The organism is Allopontixanthobacter confluentis (genome assembly GCF_009827615.1).
Classification (GTDB): Bacteria; Pseudomonadota; Alphaproteobacteria; order Sphingomonadales; family Sphingomonadaceae; genus Allopontixanthobacter; species Allopontixanthobacter confluentis.
The window spans coordinates 355,020-370,792 of record NZ_WTYU01000002.1; the positions used below are offsets into that span (position 1 = coordinate 355,020).

The 15,773-nt window shown below is 59.2% G+C and carries 11 protein-coding genes, 1 tRNA gene and 1 pseudogene; 3 read left to right on the forward strand and 10 right to left on the reverse strand.

Going from position 1 to position 15,773, the window contains the following annotated elements; translation table 11 throughout:
- Together GRI44_RS10025 and GRI44_RS10030 are read right to left on the reverse strand one after the other, a co-directional pair.
- A pseudogene (locus GRI44_RS10025) lies at nucleotides 1–1,415 on the reverse strand (hypothetical protein); the annotation flags it as partial.
- Between the two features lie 456 nt (nucleotides 1,416–1,871).
- Nucleotides 1,872–1,945: transfer RNA gene (locus GRI44_RS10030), tRNA-Gly, on the reverse strand.
- Nucleotides 1,946–2,165: 220 nt separating this feature from the next.
- Between GRI44_RS10030 and cysD the strand changes: the two genes are divergently transcribed.
- From cysD to GRI44_RS10045, 3 genes are read left to right on the forward strand one after another with little or no spacing between them, the layout of a single operon-like run.
- Nucleotides 2,166–3,068, forward strand: coding sequence for a sulfate adenylyltransferase subunit CysD (gene cysD, locus GRI44_RS10035; protein ID WP_160601663.1), 903 nt, complete (start codon nucleotides 2,166–2,168; stop codon nucleotides 3,066–3,068).
- Nucleotides 3,068–5,017, forward strand: a complete 1,950-nt coding sequence (gene cysN, locus GRI44_RS10040; RefSeq protein ID WP_160601664.1) for a sulfate adenylyltransferase subunit CysN — start codon at nucleotides 3,068–3,070, stop codon at nucleotides 5,015–5,017. The genes cysD and cysN overlap by 1 nt, the downstream gene beginning before the upstream one ends.
- Nucleotides 5,014–5,802, forward strand: coding sequence for a 3'(2'),5'-bisphosphate nucleotidase CysQ (locus tag GRI44_RS10045; RefSeq protein WP_160601665.1), 789 nt, complete (start codon nucleotides 5,014–5,016; stop codon nucleotides 5,800–5,802). The genes cysN and GRI44_RS10045 overlap by 4 nt, the downstream gene beginning before the upstream one ends.
- Nucleotides 5,803–5,873: 71 nt before the next feature.
- Here the strand turns inward: GRI44_RS10045 and GRI44_RS10050 are convergent, their stop codons facing one another.
- The 8 genes from GRI44_RS10050 to pepN all read right to left on the reverse strand — a co-directional run bounded on the left by GRI44_RS10050 (nucleotide 5,874) and on the right by pepN (nucleotide 15,630).
- Nucleotides 5,874–6,509, reverse strand: a complete 636-nt coding sequence (locus tag GRI44_RS10050; RefSeq protein ID WP_160601666.1) for an OmpA family protein — start codon at nucleotides 6,507–6,509, stop codon at nucleotides 5,874–5,876.
- Nucleotides 6,506–8,356, reverse strand: coding sequence for a cation:proton antiporter (locus tag GRI44_RS10055; RefSeq protein ID WP_160601667.1), 1,851 nt, complete (start codon nucleotides 8,354–8,356; stop codon nucleotides 6,506–6,508). The genes GRI44_RS10050 and GRI44_RS10055 overlap by 4 nt, the downstream gene beginning before the upstream one ends.
- 152 nt (nucleotides 8,357–8,508) lie before the next feature.
- Nucleotides 8,509–9,045: an adenine phosphoribosyltransferase gene (locus tag GRI44_RS10060; RefSeq protein WP_160601668.1), complete on the reverse strand. Its 537-nt coding sequence runs from the start codon at nucleotides 9,043–9,045 to the stop codon at nucleotides 8,509–8,511.
- Nucleotides 9,046–9,135: 90 nt separating this feature from the next.
- The gene (locus GRI44_RS10065) at nucleotides 9,136–9,990 is read right to left on the reverse strand and encodes a cytochrome c1 (protein WP_160601669.1); all 855 of its coding nucleotides are present in this window, start codon (nucleotides 9,988–9,990) and stop codon (nucleotides 9,136–9,138) included.
- A gap of 40 nt (nucleotides 9,991–10,030) precedes the next feature.
- On the reverse strand, nucleotides 10,031–11,326 hold the full coding sequence (locus GRI44_RS10070; RefSeq protein WP_160601670.1) for a cytochrome b: 1,296 nt from the start codon (nucleotides 11,324–11,326) through the stop codon (nucleotides 10,031–10,033).
- A 17-nt stretch (nucleotides 11,327–11,343) separates the two neighbouring features.
- Complete coding sequence (gene petA, locus GRI44_RS10075) at nucleotides 11,344–11,919, reverse strand: ubiquinol-cytochrome c reductase iron-sulfur subunit (protein WP_160601671.1); 576 nt, start codon at nucleotides 11,917–11,919, stop codon at nucleotides 11,344–11,346.
- 293 nt (nucleotides 11,920–12,212) lie between these two features.
- Complete coding sequence (gene pgeF, locus GRI44_RS10080; RefSeq protein WP_160601672.1) at nucleotides 12,213–12,995, reverse strand: peptidoglycan editing factor PgeF; 783 nt, start codon at nucleotides 12,993–12,995, stop codon at nucleotides 12,213–12,215.
- Nucleotides 12,967–15,630 carry an aminopeptidase N gene (gene pepN, locus GRI44_RS10085; protein ID WP_160601673.1) on the reverse strand — a complete coding sequence of 888 codons (2,664 nt, stop codon included), beginning with the start codon at nucleotides 15,628–15,630 and terminating at the stop codon, nucleotides 12,967–12,969. Before pepN ends, pgeF begins: the two co-directional genes overlap by 29 nt.
- Nucleotides 15,631–15,773 lie beyond the last annotated feature (143 nt).

Genomic DNA, 15,773 nt, shown 5'->3' on the forward strand with positions numbered 1-15,773 from the left:
GTGGAACGAAGGCCGAATGCTGTGGCCAGATGACCCAGGGCAGTCGAACGCTCGTTCGCTGCAAGTGACTGCCAGCCAAAGGCCGTGGCGCCTGCACCTGTTGCTGTGCTCTGTCCGCCAACCGCTGTGGTTGAATTGCCAGTTGTCACAGCCATTGTGCCAAGCGCAACTGCGTCATTGCCATTGGCGATCGCATCATTACCGATAGCGGTCGAGAAATCGGACTGTGCGTCAGCGTTTTCACCGATGGCAGTGGAACGAAGGCCGAATGCTGTGGCCAGATGACCCAGGGCAGTCGAACGCTCGTTCGCTGCAAGTGACTGCCAGCCGAAAGCTGTGGCGCCTGCACCTGTTGCCGTGCTCTGTCCGCCAACCGCAGTGGTTGAATTGCCAGTTGTCACAGCCATTGTGCCAAGCGCAACTGCATCATTGCCATTGGCGATCGCTTCATTACCGATAGCGGTCGAGAAATCGGACTGTGCGTCAGCGTTTTCACCGATGGCAGTGGAACGAAGCCCGAATGCTGTGGCCAGATGACCCAAGGCAGTCGAACGCTCGTTCGCTGCAAGTGACTGCCAGCCGAAAGCTGTGGCGCCTGCACCTGTTGCTGTGCTCTGTCCGCCAACCGCAGTGGTTGAATTGCCAGTTGTCACAGCCATTGTGCCAAGCGCAACTGCGTCATTGCCATTGGCGATCGCTTCATTACCGATAGCGGTCGAGAAATCGGACTGTGCGTCCGCGTTCTCGCCAATCGCTACGGATCGCAGGCCAAATGCCGTGGACAGGTGGCCGACAGCAATAGCGCTCTCATTTCCTGCAAAAGACTGCTGACCTACAGCGGTTGAGTTCAGCGAATTCGCTACTGCAGAGTTGCCAACTGCGGTAGCGGCTTCACCGGTCGCCTGTGAACTGTTGCCGAGCGCGGTTGAAGCCACGCCAGTTGCCTGGGCTACTGCGCCAACTGCCACGGTGAAATCACCAGAAGCGACAGAGCTTGAACCGTTAGCCACTGCGCCAATACCGCTCGCATCTGCTCTTTGCCCCGTAGCGGAGCTGAAATCGCCGCCGGCGCTTGCGGCATAACCGGTGGCTGTCGAAAGGAAGCCAGCAGCGGTCGAGAGCGCGCCTGTGGCAACAGCACCCGGACCAGTTGCATTGGCGCTGAAGCCAGTTGCCGTGGTCTGGGTACCTGTTGCACTCGCCGAATTGCCCACTGCAGTTGAGCTGGTTCCGGTCGCCACCGCACCAACACCACATGCCAAGCTGTCGGGCAGGTCGGTGGAAGTTGCGCCGCCGTTGGTGTCAACGCCATCGGTCGCGACGCCATCTTCATTGGTGTCCAGCAGGCATTCTGTTGCCGAAGCAGGCGTTGCAGCCATCGCCATTGCCGCCATAACCACAAACGAAGCTGACAATGTCAGACGTGATAGGTTCGATACATTTTTGCGCATAATTTCAAATCCCTCTTAGCGGCCTTGAGCCGACAATGAAAATCACCCTGAACAAGCCAGGCAAGTAACCGTGCGACCCGATTATCTTGGAGAGAAATTTAATTCCCCCGCTATTTCGTTAGAAGTTTTTAGATAAGTTTCAACTGGTTCCGAAAAGCGCCAAGCGATTAGCTGAGCCTGCTACGCCGAGAGTCACGTTTTCTAGCGGTTTTTGCGCGAAATGGTTGTTGAAATAATGTCGCTTTCATCAGGCGTCACAGCTTCGCACAACAGTATTGTCAGCACGCTTGAGTGATTGTGCAGTTCGGCTGGACCAAATACAGCGCCCGACAGGGTGGCAATCGCATCCGCCGGCATTCGCGCTAAAAAATGTCATTCGCGCATTTGATCATGAGACAGGCCTGTCTGCGAACAAGGGCCTGGAGCGGGTAGCGGGAATCGAACCCGCATCACTAGCTTGGAAGGCTAGGGCTTTACCACTAAGCTATACCCGCTCTTGCGCAGTGCCCGATAGTGGCCATTTGCGGGCCTTGCAAGCCATCGCTGTCAAATGGCATTTTTTGTGCGGGTCGGCCATTTGCGTCAAATCGGGTGTCGGCCGCATCGGGCTTCGTGCTTCAAAAGCAATTCTAGGTTTGAGGCATTGCGTATATTGCCTAGCTGACATGGACGCACTGCTTCGGCAGGACGATCATTCAACGATCCGGAAAATGCATGCGCAGTCTGACCCATCTTGAACGCCTAGAGGCCGAAAGCATCCACATCATGCGTGAAGTGGTGGCAGAAGCGGCGAACCCGGTGATGCTGTATTCGGTCGGCAAGGACAGCGCCGTCATGCTGCATCTGGCGCGCAAGGCATTCTATCCTTCGCCGCCGCCCTTCCCCCTGCTGCACGTGGATACCACGTGGAAATTCCGCGATATGTACGCCTTGCGCGAAAAGGCGGCAAAGGATGCGGGGATGGAACTGCTGGTATGGCAGAACCCCGAAGCGATCGAGCGCGGCATTAATCCGTTCGACCATGGCGCGCTGCACACCGATATGTGGAAGACCGAAGGGCTGAAGCAGGCGCTCAACCATTATGGCTTCGACGCGGCCTTTGGCGGCGCGCGCCGTGACGAGGAAAAGAGCCGCGCGAAGGAGCGCATATTCTCCTTCCGCACGGCCAGTCACGGGTGGGACCCGAAAAGCCAGCGGCCCGAAGTGTGGAACCTATATAATGCGCGCAAGGCCAAGGGTGAAAGCATCCGCGTGTTCCCGCTGAGTAACTGGACGGAACTGGACATCTGGCAATATATCATGGCCGAGAATATCGAGATTGTGCCGCTGTATCTGGCTGCCCCGCGCCCCACAGTGGAACGCGATGGCATGCTGCTGATGGTGGACGATGGCCGCTTTCCGCTGGAAGACGGGGAAGAACCTGTGCTGCGGTCCATCCGGTTCCGCACGCTGGGCTGCTATCCCCTTACCGGCGCTGTCGAAAGCAAGGCAGATACGCTGTCAGCCGTGGTGCAGGAAATGCTGATGACCACCACCAGTGAAAGGCAAGGCCGCACCATCGACAAGGATGAAGGCGGCGCAGGCATGGAAAAGAAAAAGCAGGAAGGCTATTTCTGATGGCTGACAGTAGCAACATTGCCAGCACCGCTTCTTCTCCTTCTGGGTCTGCCTATCAGACAGATGCGCTGATTGCCGAAGACATTGATGCCTATCTGGACCAGCACCAGAACAAGGGCCTGCTGCGCTTCATCACCTGCGGCAGCGTGGATGATGGCAAATCGACCCTGATTGGCCGCCTTCTCTACGATTCCAAGATGATTTTTGAAGACCAGCTGGCCGCGCTGGAAGCAGACAGCAAGCGCGTCGGCACACAGGGGCAGGACATCGATTTTGCCCTGCTGGTGGACGGGCTGGCGGCGGAACGTGAACAGGGCATCACGATTGATGTGGCCTATCGGTTCTTCGCCACCGAAAAACGCAAATTCATCGTCGCCGACACGCCGGGGCATGAACAATATACGCGCAACATGGTCACCGGCGCTTCGACAGCCGATCTGGCAGTCATACTGGTGGATGCGCGCAAGGGTGTGCTGGTGCAGACCCGCCGCCATTCCTACATCGCGCATCTTCTGGGCATCCGGCACATTGTGCTGGCGGTGAACAAGATGGATCTGGTCGATTATGACCAGCAGGTGTTTGACCGGATCGTTACCGACTATACTGCATTTGCCAGCAGCATCGGGGTGGATGCGTTCACGGCCATCCCGCTGTCGGGCTTCAAGGGTGACAATATCGCATCTGCGCCGTCAGCCAGCACGCCCTGGTATTCTGGCCCCAGTCTGATCGCCCATCTGGAACAGGTCGAACTGGCCAATGTGGCAGCACAGGACGGCCCGTTCCGCCTGCCGGTGCAATGGGTGAACAGGCCCAATCTTGATTTTCGCGGATTTTCCGGCCTGATTGCCAGCGGCACGGTCAAGCCGGGTGACGGGGTGCGGATTGTGCCCTCCGGCAGGACCAGCACGGTCAAAAGCATCGTGACTTTTGATGGCGAGCTGGAAGAAGCGGTCGCGGGCCAGTCCGTCACGCTGACGCTGGAAGACGAGGTGGATTGCAGCAGGGGCGATGTGATCGGCGCTGCAGAAGACCCGCCGCAATCATCCGACCAGTTTGAAGCCACGCTGGTATGGATGAGCGACGAGGCATTGAAACCGGGCCGCGGATATTGGCTGAAGCTGGCATCACAGCAGGTGACGGCTACCGTTCAGGAGCCAAAATACGAAATCAACGTCAACACCATGGCGCAGCTTGCAGCCAAGACGCTGGAGCTGAATTCCATTGGCGTGGCCGAAATCCACACCGAACGGCCCATAACTTTTGAACCCTATGACCGGAGCCGCGCGCTCGGCGGGTTCATTCTGGTGGACAAGATCACCAATGCCACTGTTGGTGCGGGCCTGCTGCATTTCAGCCTGCGCCGCGCCCAGAATGTGCATTGGCAACCCACGGAGATAACCCGGGACGACCACGCTTCGCTCAAGAACCAGAAAGCGCGGGTGCTGTGGTTTACCGGCCTGTCAGGCTCGGGCAAATCGACCATCGCCAATGAGGTGGAAAAACGCCTCAATGTGATGAACCGCCACACTTTCCTGCTGGACGGGGACAATGTGCGCCATGGCCTGAACAAGGATCTGGGTTTTACCGAGGCAGACCGGATTGAGAACATCCGCCGGGTGGGCGAGGTGGCCAAATTGATGAGCGATGCGGGCCTCATTGTGCTCACCGCATTCATCAGCCCGTTCCGCGCGGAACGCGATATGGTGCGCGGCATGATTGCCGATACGGAATTTATCGAAATCTACGTTGAAACGCCGCTGGCAGTGGCAGAAGCCCGCGATGTCAAAGGCTTGTATAAAAAAGCGCGCAGCGGGCAGCTGAAGAACTTCACCGGCATCGACAGCCCTTATGAAGCGCCGCAAGATCCGGAAATTCGCGTCAACACGGTGGAGATGAGCGTGGAAGACGCAGCGGATTATATCATCCAGAGGATCCTCCCCCTGAAATGAACGATTTGCTGGACGATACGGCGCTTGCCGCGCATTTGGCCCGATGCGCGGGAAACATTCTGCTGCAGGTGCGCGATAGCGGCATGTTTACCGGTGCAGCGGGCACGAAGGAACGGTTCGCAAAAGCCTTGGGCAAGGCAGGCGATGCCACAGCCAACCAGTTTCTGGTTCATGCCCTTGGCTGCCAGCGCCCCGATGATGGTCTGTTGTCAGAAGAAAGCAAGGATACGCAGGAGCGGCTGACAAAGTCGCGCGTGTGGATTGTCGATCCTGTGGATGGCACCCGCGAATATGGTGAGAAACGCGCCGACTGGGCCGTCCATATCGCACTGGCGATTGATGGTGCGGCAACCGTTGGCGCGGTTGCGCTGCCCGGTGTGGGCAATGGCACCCTTGTGATTACATCAGACAAGCCAGTAGATCGCGCAGCCCATACAGGTGCGCCGCGCCTGGTGGTGAGCCGCACACGGCCCGCCCGCGAGGCAGTGTCGCTGGCCGAACGGCTGGGGGGCGAACTGGTTGCGATGGGGTCTGCCGGCGCAAAGGCCATGGCAATCGTACAGGGTCAGGCCGAAATATACCTCCACTCCGGCGGCCAGTATGAATGGGACAGCTGTGCACCGGTTGCAGTTGCAGCAGCGCAAGGCCTCCACTGTTCACGGATTGACGGGTCGCCGCTGGTTTACAATCAGGCGGACACTTACTTGCCTGACCTGCTCATCTGCCTGCCGCAGTTCGCGGATGCTGCGCTGGCGCATGTGCGGGACATTCACGCCCAAAGCTGACTGCCGATACGCTGGCTGGCGGGGTTGGCTTGGGCCGATGACTTGGGCGGCTGGCCTGCAAGACCTGCCGATCAGTTGCCGGTTATGGCCTCGACCAATGTGCCCGCTTTTTGCGCATCCGGTTCAGGCTGCTCATCGCTTTTGGCGGCGTTGGCTTCGCTCTGCCCGGGGACTTCGATTGTGACATCGACCCGGCGGTTCGCCGCGCGGCCTGCCTCGTCCGCGGTGCCATCAAGGTTGGCGTTGGGCGCAACGGGGCGCATTTCGCCGAGCGCAATGACGGTGATGCGCGCTACGTCCACGCCCTTTTCCACCAGATAATCGCGCACCGCCTCAGCGCGCTTTCTGGACGATCGCAAGTTCGCCTCGTCATTGCCTGCAGAATCGGTGTGGCCGCGCAGGATAATCGCTCCGCTTGTCTGCATCTGCGGCGATGCCACGATGCTGTCGAGATCAGCCCGCGCCTTGTCAGTCAGCGTCGATCCGCTTTCCGCGAAGGAAATGGCCTGTTCCAGCGGAGCCATCGGAATGGCTTCGCGGTCCACTTCCGCTTCGGGACGAAAGATCGAAACGGCCTCGGCCGGCTCGTCTGACGCGGTCGGTTCTGGCGCGATTGGCGGCGGTTTCTGCTCGCATCCGGCCAGGCCGAGGGCAGAAATTGCCAAGCCAAGAAACAAGGGCGTCCGGTTCGTTTTCTTCATCATCATGCCGATTGGGGCTTCAACCCCCGCTTCCCCGCATTCTTCGCGGCCACTTCTTCGACCGTCAGTTTTTTAGGGGGTGAAAAGGAAATTATCGTGTCGCCAGCCCTGGGTTCCGGGCGCGAGGCATGGGTAAAGAACCGCATGCGCCCCGTTTCGCGGACGAGCAGCAGCATATGCGTGGATTCGGGCAGTTTTTCCTGTGCGTCTTCAAAATCAAACGCTTCGGAAAGCTTGGTCTGCCGGAAAACCCAGCCTTCCGCCTGCCGCTCATTCACATCTTCCACGCCAAAGCCAGACTGGAACAAGGCACGGCCGCGGAGGGAATCGGGCAATTTGCGATGATCGTCATGATCGCCCGCCTCACCCAGCTGATAGACGGCATCACGGCCGATTTCATGGGCAAATTCGTTGCAGACAAGCGCGTTATACGCCTCGTTCTCGGTCGCGGCGACCAGCACGTGGAACTGCGTAAGATCAAGATTATGTTCGGTTGCTTCGTTCAAAATTTCGCCGTGATAGAATGGCAGGGCTTTCTGCCGGGCAGGCGCCAGCCTTTGCCAGCTGGAATCGACCACCATAACCGGCGTTTTCAGCTTCTGCAGCTGCACCGCCAGCGCGATGGTCCACGGCGTGCTGCCGACAATGAGCAACCCGGGCCGTGTCTGGCCTTTGACCTTGAGCAACCGTGCGGCCAGATCAATCGTGAAACCATGCGCCACGATGGTCACGACGACGACCGCGAAACTCAGGCCGATAAGCACATTGCCATCCGCATAGCCAAGGTCAGTCAGGCGAAGCGCGAACAGGCCGGAAATGGCCACCAGCACGATGCCGCGCGGCGCAATCCACGCCAGGAACAGCCGTTCGTTCCAGGGAACGGAACTGAACAGCAGGCTGACAAGAATGGTGGCCGGGCGGACAATGAACAACAGCGCCAGCAGGAACAGGCCGAAGCGCCAGTTGAGATAAGAAAGCTGCGAAAAATCGAGCGATGCGGAAAGGATGATGAAGATGCCCGATACCAGCAGCACCGCAATATTCTGCTTGAACGGGTGGATGCTGCGCAGGCTGGAAACATTCATATTGGCAAGCGCAATGCCCATGACCGTCACCGCGATCAGCCCTGCCTCATGCTCGATCTTGTTGGACAGAACGAACACGCCGATGACGGTGGTGAGCAGCACTGGCACCTTGAGATATTCAGGCACCGCGCCCCGCGGAAATGCCCAGGCAATGACCACTGCCGCAGCGTAACCCAGCAGGCCGGCAAGGCCTGCCGCGATGAGCATGGGCGGAACCACCTCAAATACCGTCGCCCCATCGCCTGACAGGCGGAAATATTCATAGGCAATGACCGCGCATAATGCGCCGAACGGGTCATTAACGATAGATTCCCATTTCAGGATCGCCGCCGGGCGGGTCTGCACGCTGGATTGGCGCAGCAAGGGCAGGACAACCGTTGGCCCGGTGACGACCAGAATGCCGCCAAACAGCACCGCGACCGGCCAGTTAAGGCCAGCAATGTAGAAACACGCCAGCGTGCCGAACAGCCAGCCCAGCGGAACACCCAATACTACCAGGCGGGAAACCCCGTCCCCTGCATGGCGCAGTTCGCGAAAATCAAGGCTCAGTCCGCCCTCGAACAGGATCAGCGCAACGCCGATTGCCACCATCGGCTCCAGCATTTCACCAAAGGCAAGTTCGGGGTCAATCAGCCCCAATGCCGGGCCAGCGATGAAACCCGCTGCCAACATCAGCACAATCGCAGGCAAGCCAGTGCGCCAGGCAAGCCATTGGGCCCCGATACCCAGCACGCCAACCAGCGCGATTACAATTGCCTGTTGTTCCATCAGTCCCCGTTTCGCGCCCCGTCAGTTGCCTGGGTTCAAACCCCCAAATGGGGCGGAGCCATGCAGACCGCAGCATGCCATGCCGCAAACCTACATCGGGCTGACATTATTCCAATGCCCCAACGGCAATATATTTCCCGTTACCAATGAGGCTATTGGCCTGCATAGTCCAGAATGGCATCAACCGCGACCCCCGCTTCGCGCAAACGGCCCGCGCCGCCAAGGTCCGGCAGATCAATCACGAACAAAGCATGGTCCACGCGGGCACCAGCAGTGCGCAGCAGTTCCACCGCCGCCAGCGCCGTGCCGCCAGTGGCGACCAGATCATCGACAATGACGATGCTTTCATCCTGCCTTATCGCGGCAGGATCCACCTCCAGGCGGTCCATCCCATATTCCAGCGCATAATCGACGCCGATGGTGGGCACAGGCAGCTTACCTGGCTTGCGCACGGCAACAAAACCCACGCCCAGTCGCACCGCGACCGCAGCACCGAAAATGAAACCGCGCGCTTCCATGCCAGCGATTGACTTTGCGCCGGCGGCATCTGCCTGCTCTGCCAGAATTTCCACCGTTGCGGCCAGCCCCGGACCATTGCTGATCAAGGTAGTAATATCCCGGAACTGAATGCCCGTCTTGGGAAAATCCGGAACAGTGCGGATAAGCGCGCGCAATGCATCAGGGGTCATATCATGGCCTTGGCAAGAAAATGGTCGCAACGAAAAAGCCCCTCGCATCACCGGGATGCAAGGGGCTTTTCAAGGGCAGCAAAGGAAAGGTCAATCCTTGCGGCTGGGCTTTACCGCAGACCAGATCTGCTTCTTGGCAAAGAAGGCCAGAATGGTGGCGAACAGCAGGAATCCAAGCACTGGCCAGCCTGTCTGCTTGCGCTTGTCGAGCGTAGGCTCGGCAGTCCAGGTCAGAAATGCCGCCACGTCCTGCGCCATCTGGTCGATGGTGGGATCAGGATTGCCAGGCGCGTAAGTGACCTGGCCATTGGCCGTCAGCGGGGGCGCCATCGCCAGGTTGAGATTGGGGAAATACGGGTTGTAATGCAGGCCCGTTGGCGTTTTGGATGCCGGGAATTCCTTCAGGAGTTCCGCAGGCTGTGCCTGATACCCTGTCAGCAGCGAATAGACATAGGCCGAACCGTCATGCCGCGCCTTTGCCATCAAGGAAAGGTCAGGCGGAATGGCATTGTTGTTGGCAGCCGCTGCTGCAACGGTGTTGGGGTAAGGCGAAGGAAAGTAGTCAGTCGGCAGGCCGGGGCGCATGGTTGCTTCACCGGTGCTGGGATCAATGCCCGGAACCTGCCAGCTGGCGGCTTCCGCCTTCAGCTGTGCCTCGTTGTACCCGAGATCCGCCAGATCACGAATGGCGACAAACTTCATCGAATGGCAGGCAGCGCATACTTCCTTGTATACCTGGTAGCCGCGCTGAAGCTGCGCCTTGTCAAACGTGCCAAACACACCATCGCTGGCGAGATGCAAATCCTTGGGATATTTATGAAACGCGTGCTCTGCTGTTTCTTCGCCAAGGCCCTCGGTCGCGGCGACAAAGGCGCCGGTCGCGAATGACCACATCACGGCCACGGTGAAGAACAAGCCAGCCAGAATTCCGAAGAGGCGGATCATGTCAGTCGCTTTCTAATAATCTTGGCCAATTTCCTGCGCATCAAACCGCAGGAGTGGTGTTTTCGCCGAGCACGGCTTTCTTGTCGGAACCCAGCACTGCTTCGGTGATCGAATAGGGCAGCGGCTCTGGCTTTTCGATGGACGAAACCAGCGGCAGGATCACGAGGAAGTGCAGGAAGTAATAGGCTGTCGCCAACTGGCTCAACATCACGAAGGGTTCTTCGGCTGGCGCGCCGCCGCAATAGAACAGCACGGCCATGGTCGGGATCAGGCCGAACCAGAAGAACTTGCGGAACAGCGGACGGTAATGGCCCGAACGCACGGGTGATTTGTCCAGCCAGGGCAGGAAGAACCACACCAGGATGGCGGCGAACATGGCCAGCACGCCCATCAGCTTTGCCGGGACGAAGAAGAAGTCCACGGTGAAGGCCCGCAGGATCGCGTAGAATGGCCAGAAATACCATTCCGGAACGATATGCGCCGGTGTCGAAAGCGGGTTGGCTTCGATGTAATTGTCCGGATGCCCGAGGTAGTTGGGCAGGAAGAACACCATCGTGCAGAAAAGCAGCAGGAAGATACCGAGGCCGAAACCATCCTTCGCAGTGTAATAGGGATGGAACGGAACCGTGTCGGCTTCGGTCTTGATTTCCACGCCGGTCGGGTTGGAAGAACCCGGAATATGCAGCGCCCAGATGTGCAGGATAACCACACCGGCGATAACAAATGGTAGCAGGAAGTGAAGACTGAAGAAGCGGTTCAGCGCGGCATTGTCAGGCGCAAAACCGCCCAGCAGCCACACCTGGATCGGCTCACCCACGATGGGGATGGCGCCAAACAGGCCGGTAATAACCTTTGCGCCCCAGAAGCTCATCTGGCCCCATGGCAGCACGTAACCCATGAAAGCAGTGGCCATCATGAGCAGGAAGATGACAACGCCCAGCAGCCAGATCATCTCGCGCGGGGCTTTGTAGGAGGAATAGAAGAAGCCGCGGAAAATATGCAGATAGACCACGATGAAGAAGAAGCTGGCGCCGTTGGCATGCGCATAACGCATCATCCAGCCCCAGTTTACGTCCCGCATGATGTGTTCGGTCGTGCCGAAAGCCACCAGCGCATTAGGCGCATAATGCATCGCCAGGACGACGCCCGTGACGATTTGCAGCACGAGGCAGAAACCGGCGAGAACACCGAAATTCCACATGTAGCTGAGGTTGCGGGGGACCGGATAACCGGCACCGATTGCACCATACACAAGACGCGGCAGCGGCAGTTTCTCGTCGAGAAACTTCGTCAGACCGTTCTTCGGTTCATACTGGCGGGCCCAGGGAAAACTCATATCGTGTCTCTTCAGCCTCAGCCGACCCGGATAACCGTGTCGGACGTGAATTCATAATCCGGCACTACCAGGTTGGTAGGCGCGGGACCTTTGCGGATACGGGCCGCGGTATCGTAATGTGACCCGTGGCAAGGGCAGAAATAACCGCCAAATTCGCCGCGGTTTTCACCTTCGGCAGCGCCCAGAGGCACACAGCCCAGATGGGTGCAGACGCCCATGGTGACCAGCATGTCCAGATGACCTTCCTTGGTGCGTTCAGCCAGGGTCTGCGGATCGCGCAGGCTGGAAGCGTCGACCTTGTCGGCCTGCGAAATTTCAGCAGGCGTCAGGCGGCGCACGAACAGCGGCTGCTTGCGGAACACAGCCTTGATGGCCTGCCCTGCCTCGATCGAACCGACGTCGATTTCGGTGCTGCTTTCCGCCAGAACATCGGCCGAAGGGGCCATCTGGCTGACCAGCGGCAGAACCACGGCCACAGCGCCTACGCCAGCAAAGCTGACTGCTGCAATATTGATAAAATCGCGCCGCCGAACACCGTCTTCGCCATGGACGGCGAGTGTTTCGGGTGTTGCGGTGCCAGTCGTGTCAGCCATCAGCCCTGCCTTGTAAAACACGCATCTTTAAGACTTGTCTTGCCTTGTAACAGCCCCGCAGAATTTGCGAGGCACACTCGATTTCCAGCTGATTCAGCAATCAGGAGAAGCCCCCGCTTACCGCGATCCGCACGACTTGCATACAATAGCCGTCCGTTGCCGGTTTGGGCGCGCTGATAGACGCGATTACCCGCGCTGCCAACCGCCTTTTTGGCATTGCGGCTGGTGTTTTGTGCATAATCTGCACCACAACTCCGCCCGCCCAAGGCCAATGCCGTAACGGCCGGGGCGCTTCAATCAGCCAGACCGATCAGGCTGATCTGCCTGCCATAGGTCTGCTGCCCAAGGTGCGTGGCGCGCCGATAGGAGTAGAATCGCGCCGCATCACCATAGGTATCGAGGCCCAATGGCTCCACCTGCGCCGCCCCGGATTCGGCAAGCCGATGCGCGACGAAGGCTTCCAGATCGAATTGGTAATGGCCCGCAGCGCCGGCTGCAAAGAAGCGGTCACCGGCTGCACCGATTCGCTGGCGGAACGCTTCGTCCACTTCGTAACTTTGCTGCGCGATACATGGCCCGATGGCGGCCTTTATACGGCCCGCCTGTGCACCCAGCTTTTCCATCGCCTCGACCGTTGCGGCGATCACCCCGTCAAATGCGCCGCGCCAGCCGGCATGGGCCGCGCCAATCACGCCGGCTTCCTTATCAGCCAAAAGCACCGGCGCGCAATCTGCCGTGACGATGCCCAGCAGCAGGCCGGGCCGGTCTGTGACCAGCGCATCGGCATGGGGCCGCGCATCCAGCGCCCATGGCTGATCCACGATGACCGCATCCGCCGAATGCACCTGATAGGGCGTTACCAGCGCCGCACCGGGTAGCACTGTGGCTGATGCGATACGCCGGTTTTCTGCCACCGCTTCACCGTCATCCAGCGCGCCAAGGCCCGCATTGAGGCCGCTGACGACCCCGCGCGAAACCCCGCCCCGCCGCCCGAAAAAGCCATGGTGAACCTTGCCAAGCAGCGGGGAGCGGATGATTTCAACCGGTTCAGCCAAGGCTGCGGGTGACCTGTTCATACGTATCGCGCGACAGGGCAGAAGCCGCAGCGATCCGTTCCAGTTCCTTGCGCATCAGCGCGGCGCGGCCCGGTTCCAGCCTGCGCCAGCGCCCCAGCGGGGTGACGAAACGCGCCGCGGTTTGCGGGTTCATCGGGTCCAGTGCCAGAACAAGGTCGGCAATCATCCTGTACCCTTCGCCGCTTTCAGCATGGAAAGCATGGGGGCTGCCCGCAAATGCCATATAAAGCGAGCGCACCCGGTTGGGGTTGCGCAAGGTAAAATCCTTATGCCCCGCCAGCGCCTTTACATGTTCCAGCGCATTGGGGTGGAGCGAGGAAGCCTGCAAAGCAAACCATTTGTCGATAACCAGTTCGTTGCCTTCATAGCGGCGGTAGAAATCGATCAGCGCGTTGGTGCGGGCGACACCGTCCATGCCGGTTAATACCATCAGCGCGCCCTGGCGGTCAGTCATATTGTCGGCATTGGCATATTGGGCAGCGGCTAGACGCGAAGCCTTGTCCGGATTGCCTGCCGCAAGGAACACCAGCGCCTGCGTCTTCACCTTGCGCGCGCCGCGGGCATCTGCATCAAGCGAATAGGGAATAGCGCAGACGCGTTCATACAGCGCCGACAATTCTGCATCCAGCTCTGTGCCCAGCCATGCCTTGAGCCCTTCGCGCGCGGCGTGAATGCGCGCAGGGTCAGCAATGGACAGCTGTTCCGCCAGATAGGTCTGCCCCGGCAGCATCATCAGTTCGCCGCGCATGGAATCGTCAATGCCATCATCCACCAGAATGGCCCTGAGCGCGGCGGCGATATCGCGGCGTGCAGCACTGCTTTCCATGTCGTTGAGGCCCGCAGCACCAGCATCACCAGCAGCAGCGGTCAGATGGCCGACGACCAGATCCTGCATCGCTTCATAGCGCGCAAACGGATCATCGTCGCGCGCTGCCAGAAATACCAGATCGTCCCGCGAAATATCGCGTTCCACCGTTACCGGCGCGGAAAAGCCGCGGTTGACCGACAAAACCGGCTTTTCGGCAAATCCGGTAAAGGCGATGGTGGTTTCTTCCTTGTCCAGCACTATCAGCTGCTGCCCGTCATGCATGCCGCTGCTGCGGTCGAACAAGGCGATCTTGAGCGGAATGGGCATGGGATATTTGGCTGGCTGGCCCGGCGTCGGCGGCACGGTCTGCTTCAGCGTCAGTGTGGCGGTATCCCCTTCATGCGCCAGTGTTACCGAGATTTTCGGGGTGCCCGCCTGGCTGTACCACAACCGGAACTGCGTGAGGTCGAGGCCGGAGCCATCTTCCATCGCCTTGATGAAATCCTCGCAAGTGGCGGCTTCGCCGTCATGCCGGTCAAAATAGAGGTCCGTGCCCTGACGGAAAGCGTCCGGCCCCGCCATGGTCCGCATCATGCGAATGACTTCGGCGCCCTTGTTGTAGATGGTCGAGGTATAGAAATTGGAGATTTCCTGGAAGGAATCGGGCCGGATCGGATGGGCCAGCGGGCCGGAATCTTCCGGAAACTGGACCGAACGCAGGATCCGCACATCCTCGATCCGCTTGACCGGCTGGCTTTGCATATCCTCGCTGAACAGCTGATCGCGCAGCACAGTGAAGCCTTCCTTCAGGGACAGCTGGAACCAGTCCTGGCAGGTAATCCGGTTGCCCGACCAATTGTGGAAATATTCATGGCCAATCACGCCTTCAACCGCGTCATAATCGCCATCGGTCGCAGTTTCGGCATCAGCCAGCACATATTTGGTGTTGAAGATGTTGAGGCCCTTGTTCTCCATCGCGCCCATGTTGAAATCGCTGACGGCGACGATGTTGAACAGATCGAGGTCATATTCGCGCCCGAAGGCTTCCTCGTCCCATTTCATGCTGGCGATGAGTGACCGCATGGCATGATCGGTGCGCGGCAGATCGCCATCGCGCACATAGATGTTGAGCGCGACCTTGCGCCCGCTGGCGGTGGTGAAACTGTCCGAATTGGCCACCAGATCCCCCGCGACCAGCGCGAACAGATAGGATGGCTTGGGCCATGGGTCCTGCCATTCCGCCCAATGGGTCTCGCCAGATTCGCCCGTTTCAACCATGTTACCATTGGAAAGAAGGACAGGGAACTGCGTCTTGGCCCCTTCCATGCGTACAGAGTAAGTCGACAGCACATCGGGCCGGTCGGGGAAAAAGGTAATCCGGCGGAAGCCTTCGGCCTCGCACTGGGTGCACAGCATTCCGTTTGATGCAAACAGCCCCATCAGCTGGGTATTGGCGCTGGGGTCGATTTCATTGACGATGGTGATGGTGTGCGCGTCCCCCGGCAGGGACAGGATCATATCGCCATTCTGCACCGTCCAGCTGGGCGTCGCCTCGCCATCGACCATCACGGACAAAGGCACCAGCCCATCACCATTGAGCAGGATTGTGGGCGATGGTTCCGCTGCCGGATTGCGCGCAATTTTCAGCGTGGCGCGCACTGTCGTGCGTTCCAGCCCCAAGTCGAATTCCAGCCGGGTTTCCGGCACATTCCAGGCAAATGGCTGGTAATCTTCGCGCCGGATAATCGCCGGGCTTTTGGGTTCAGTGGCGGCATCAGCCATTTCGGGGTTGCCACCGGTTTCAGAAGGGGTGCGGGCAATATCCATGACGATGTGCTTTCAGTAAATTTGAAACGGCAATAGCGGTAACGCCGTGCTGGCAAGGCCGGCAATTGGCGCTGTCATGCCACAAACGCATGACATTGGCTTGGGTTCATTGGTGGTTTAAGGAAACTGCCATTCGCACTCGT

Excerpts from the sequence above, each read along its gene's own strand:
- cysD (WP_160601663.1), top strand. The coding sequence starts at position 2,166 with ATGCGCAGTCTGACCCATCTTGAACGCCTAGAGGCCGAAAGCATCCAC.
- cysN (WP_160601664.1), top strand. The coding sequence starts at position 3,068 with ATGGCTGACAGTAGCAACATTGCCAGCACCGCTTCTTCTCCTTCTGGG.
- GRI44_RS10045 (WP_160601665.1), top strand. The coding sequence starts at position 5,014 with ATGAACGATTTGCTGGACGATACGGCGCTTGCCGCGCATTTGGCCCGA.
- GRI44_RS10050 (WP_160601666.1), bottom strand. The coding sequence starts at position 6,509 with ATGATGATGAAGAAAACGAACCGGACGCCCTTGTTTCTTGGCTTGGCA.
- GRI44_RS10055 (WP_160601667.1), bottom strand. The coding sequence starts at position 8,356 with ATGGAACAACAGGCAATTGTAATCGCGCTGGTTGGCGTGCTGGGTATC.
- GRI44_RS10060 (WP_160601668.1), bottom strand. The coding sequence starts at position 9,045 with ATGACCCCTGATGCATTGCGCGCGCTTATCCGCACTGTTCCGGATTTT.
- GRI44_RS10065 (WP_160601669.1), bottom strand. The coding sequence starts at position 9,990 with ATGATCCGCCTCTTCGGAATTCTGGCTGGCTTGTTCTTCACCGTGGCC.
- GRI44_RS10070 (WP_160601670.1), bottom strand. The coding sequence starts at position 11,326 with ATGAGTTTTCCCTGGGCCCGCCAGTATGAACCGAAGAACGGTCTGACG.
- petA (WP_160601671.1), bottom strand. The coding sequence starts at position 11,919 with ATGGCTGACACGACTGGCACCGCAACACCCGAAACACTCGCCGTCCAT.
- pgeF (WP_160601672.1), bottom strand. The coding sequence starts at position 12,995 with ATGAACAGGTCACCCGCAGCCTTGGCTGAACCGGTTGAAATCATCCGC.
- pepN (WP_160601673.1), bottom strand. The coding sequence starts at position 15,630 with ATGGATATTGCCCGCACCCCTTCTGAAACCGGTGGCAACCCCGAAATG.